5 protein-coding genes are annotated in these 3730 nt (G+C 62.8%); 2 read left to right on the top strand and 3 right to left on the bottom strand.

Annotated elements, in window-relative coordinates; all coding sequences use genetic code 11:
- Nucleotides 1–440: 440 nt before the first annotated feature.
- Entirely contained in the window at nucleotides 441–743 is a 303-nt protein-coding gene (locus tag AC1DY5_RS46575; RefSeq protein ID WP_478121158.1) for a hypothetical protein, read from the top strand.
- Nucleotides 744–944: 201 nt separating this feature from the next.
- Nucleotides 945–1454 (top strand): H-NS family nucleoid-associated regulatory protein, encoded by a 510-nt coding sequence (locus tag AC1DY5_RS46570; RefSeq protein WP_478121157.1) that lies wholly within the window; start codon nucleotides 945–947, stop codon nucleotides 1452–1454.
- A 107-nt stretch (nucleotides 1455–1561) separates the two neighbouring features.
- On the opposite strand, the gene AC1DY5_RS46565 is transcribed toward AC1DY5_RS46570, so the two are convergent.
- The 3 genes from AC1DY5_RS46565 to AC1DY5_RS46555 form a co-directional block, all read right to left on the bottom strand.
- A complete protein-coding gene (locus tag AC1DY5_RS46565; RefSeq protein ID WP_478121156.1) occupies nucleotides 1562–1900 on the bottom strand; it encodes a hypothetical protein in 339 nt (112 codons plus the stop codon).
- A 643-nt stretch (nucleotides 1901–2543) separates the two neighbouring features.
- Nucleotides 2544–3068 carry a single-stranded DNA-binding protein gene (locus tag AC1DY5_RS46560; RefSeq protein ID WP_478121155.1) on the bottom strand — a complete coding sequence of 175 codons (525 nt, stop codon included), beginning with the start codon at nucleotides 3066–3068 and terminating at the stop codon, nucleotides 2544–2546.
- Between the two features lie 58 nt (nucleotides 3069–3126).
- On the bottom strand, nucleotides 3127–3730 hold a 604-nt coding region (locus AC1DY5_RS46555; RefSeq protein ID WP_478121154.1), incomplete at its 5' end, for an ATPase, T2SS/T4P/T4SS family.

The following is a 3730-nucleotide window of genomic DNA, read 5'->3' as shown; positions in this document are numbered from 1 at the left end:
CTGCAGAGATGGTAGCCCGAAGAGGCGCTTGTACTCACGGCTGAATTGCGACGCGCTCTCGTACGGCCTCCGACTGGCTCGCGGCTCATCCGGAGGTGCGTTATGCGGAGGCTRCCAATGCGGACCCCCTGCCCGAGTTTCTTTCGGTTGCCGAGGCCAAGCACCTGATCACGTTCCTGTCGAACGCGCGGCCGCGACCTGGGCTCGCAGGCTCCCGGCGCGACAGCCAAGCCGCCTTCACTTGGCAGGAACTTCGTAACCGGTGCGCGGTTGCCTTGCAGGTGCGCGGCGGCTTGACGCCGGGAGACGTCCGCGCGCTCACCCTGGCGTCTCCGATTTCGCGTGGCGGGCGCGTTCGTGGTCGACCCTGGAAGGTCTCAGTCCCGGGCGATGGGAATTCATCCGCCCGCGAAAAATCGATCGCGCCTTAGGCGGGAGAGTTGCTGCAGCATTGGCAGCAGGTTCGAGCCGAGGCCCGCATCGGGGGTGAGCATCTCTTTCCGTCGACGCGCACAGGCAAGCATTGGCACAAGGAGTCGCACTACAAGTGCGCCAAGAAGGTGCTGGAAGAGCCCGGCATCGACAGCAGCGAGGGCGGCTCGTTCCGGCTGCGGCATACCTTCGCCCTGCGGCCATTGCGTCGGGGCTTCGAACCCGAGACGGTGGCGGCCTGGCTGGGCGTCGAACCGGAGGTGATGGGCAGGTACAGGCGCGTGGTGACCTCGCCGATCGATGTCGTCTGAACAAATCACATTTGCGGGACTTAGTGGCAATAGCATGAGATCGATTTCGCGATTGTCCGCTGAGGTGTTCGCTCAATGTCGGACATTGGTGCTCCTGGAGCTCAATTCAGGTCTAAATGTGCTCTTTGCACAAGGGAGTGGCAGAATCGCTCCCAGAGAGTCGGAGTACTCTCACCCTTGAACAACTAACCAGAGCAAGCAATGGCACAAACCTATGAGCAGATCCAAATGCAGATCGAGCAACTCCAACGCCAGGCAGAAGCATTGCGTGGCAGTGAGATCAAGGGTGTCGTCGATCGCATCAAGGTCGCAATTGCGCACTACGGCCTGACGGCTGCCCATCTGGGTCTTGATTCCGCGCCGAGCAAAGCCGCCGCGAAGAAAAGTGCAAAGTCTTCAGCCCAGTTCAGTGATGACGCCGGCAATGTGTGGTCAGGTCGTGGCCCGCGACCGCGTTGGTTGCGAGATGCTCTTACTGCGGGGCGGTCGATCGATGAATTCCGGGCAGGTTCAAACACCAAGTCGAAGTTGGCTTCTTCCATTGGTCGAATGAAAGGTGCAAAGCCGGCCGCCAAGAAAGCCAAGCGCGCACCCTCGAAAGTCACCTACAGCGACGGCGCTGGCAATTCCTGGACCGGCCGCGGTCCGAAGCCTCGGTGGCTGAAGACTGCCATTGACAGCGGCAAGATGCTTCAGGATTTCGTGAAGTAGGCGTGCCCCGGAAAACTCGGGGCAGCYCGAGGAGAGCAGGGGTCGTGGCACCAAACGGTCCATCGCCCGCAGGGTGCTTCGCGCGTTCAGTTCAGCTCACTGTCCGTTCACTGCCGGATGGCCTTCGTGGCGCGGCGATAGATTCGCAGCATGGCGCCCAGACCCCACGACGACATCAACGTCGCCGCAAGAGCCAGCGCACAAAGCAGATCCGGAACGTCCTCGCTGGTTGCCACAATCGCCAGGACTACGGTCGAGGCCCATAGGACACCCCATCTCAGGATGTAGATGTCCATGTGCGTCCTCAACCACATTGCGTTTCGAATGCTGATCTCGCTCACTTCCTGAGGCGACGCATCAACGGGCAACGTCTCCACATAAGCGCGAGGCGACCAGAAACGGTTCCAGACGGAGGCCGGTGGGTCGGGCTGGCGATTTTCATTCATGAGGATCGAAGCCTACCCGGTTCGGGGCACAAGCCTCATCGACCACAGGAAACTCACGCAGCCGGCTCACCTTGCCCTCGCCGGTGCCTGGAGCGTCGCTTGAGCTTGAGCTGGCAGCGCTGGCGCCCTCGACGGCGCTGGCATGCGCTGTTGCTGAGCTGACAGCGACGGGCTCGCCGAGATGCTGGCTTTCCCAAGACTGTAGGGCGTCGGCGTCTTTGATGCGGGCATGGAATCCACCCGGTGCTGGGGGGCCAACGGGCGCCCCATCTCCAGGTTTCGCACAGTGCGCGGCTCGGCAGGGGTGACACCATCGGTGGCAGAAGGAAGACGACGAAGTTCGCTCTCCACCTGCTCAGCCGCCAAAGGCTGCTTCCAGCCTCTTCGATCTCGCACGTCGACATAAACGAGACGATCAGCGCCGTCGATCACCGAAACACGCACGGCCACTTCGGGCCGCGCCGAACGCGGATCTGCGCCGGCGTCGCCACGGTCAGCAGCCCGAGCCCCTGGCTTGCCAGGCCCGATGACGTTCGACGGCGCCTCATTCGAAGTCTTGTCGGTTGGCGCTCTCCGCCCGTCGAGGGCACCACGCCGATCGCCGCCGCCCTGAACCGATCTCGTGTCCGCCTCGTGCGCCGATTCAAGCGGCGACGCTGCGGGCGGCCGCCTCACGAGCGCCCTCCTTGTCTTGGTCGCCACCGACCAAGGTGGTCCGCACGACGTTCAGCATGCCAGCCAGATCGGCAAGGGTGACGTCGTCCCGGAGGCCGACCGCAACGTCCTTCATCAGGGTCTCGATCGACGCCATGCTTTTGGCCGCCGTGACCACAGGATCCGTCTTCGGGGCCCTGCGAAGCATCTTCATATCATCGATCCGGATCTCGAGCCCTCGCTGCTCGATGCCATCCTTGTCGGTCCAGCGCGTCGTCCGCTGCCGCCCTTCGACATAGACCTCACTGCCCTTGGTGAGGAACTCCTGGGCGATCTCCGCCAGGCGGTCGTAGCAGACCAACTGGTGCCATTCCGTGTGTTCCACCAGCTCGCCCGAGCCGCGATCGGTCCAGTACTCATTCGTGGCCAGGCTGAAGGTCGCATAGCTCCCTTTGCCGCTTTGCCCACCTTCGGGATCTCGGCCAAGCCGGCCAATCAGTTGCACTCGATTCATGGTAATCTCCTTGAGAAAGAGGGCAGCGCCCTCATGGCTGCGCTGGTTTGATCCCCCCTCACCGCACGACCGACAGCGCATACATCGGGTCGTAGTAGATCGCCGGAACATGCCGGCCGCGTTCCTTGTCGAAGACCAGCTGCACGATCACATGGACCAGCGTGTGCAGGAGCCGCATGATCTCGTCGAGCGCCAGGCTGCGGCCTTCGTCCGACGCCTTGATCAGCAGAGCGATGCGGATGAAGGCTTCCTGCGATGAATTAGCATGGACGGTCGTGATGCCGCCCGGGTGGCCCGAGTTGAGGACGTTCTGGACGTAGTAGAAGGTCTCGTCGCCGCGCAGTTCGGCGAGCAGGACGCGATTCGGTGTCTTGCGCATCACTGCCTGCAGCACCTGCTTGGCCGTCGCCCCGACCACGCGCTCACCGGCATGAGAATCGCGCCGATAGAACAGCGCCTGCGAATTCGAATGGTTCGGCAGCGGCATCTCCGGCGTGTCCTCCACCGTGATCAGCCGCTCCCAGTGGGGGATCAGTTCGATCAATGCGCGGATGAACGAGGTCTTGCCGCTCCCCGTCGCGCCCGACACGATCAGGTTCTGATGCTGCCGCACAGCGAGATCGAGAAATGCCGGCCATTCCCTGGCCTGGGCCAACTCCCAC

This window comes from Variovorax sp. P4_D9 (assembly GCF_056401695.1).
Note: the sequence above shows the minus strand (reverse complement) of the source record. Positions and strands in the feature narration are given on the sequence as shown.

Excerpts from the sequence above, each read along its gene's own strand:
- AC1DY5_RS46560 (WP_478121155.1), bottom strand. The coding sequence starts at position 3,068 with ATGAATCGAGTGCAACTGATTGGCCGGCTTGGCCGAGATCCCGAAGGT.
- AC1DY5_RS46570 (WP_478121157.1), top strand. The coding sequence starts at position 945 with ATGGCACAAACCTATGAGCAGATCCAAATGCAGATCGAGCAACTCCAA.
- AC1DY5_RS46565 (WP_478121156.1), bottom strand. The coding sequence starts at position 1,900 with ATGAATGAAAATCGCCAGCCCGACCCACCGGCCTCCGTCTGGAACCGT.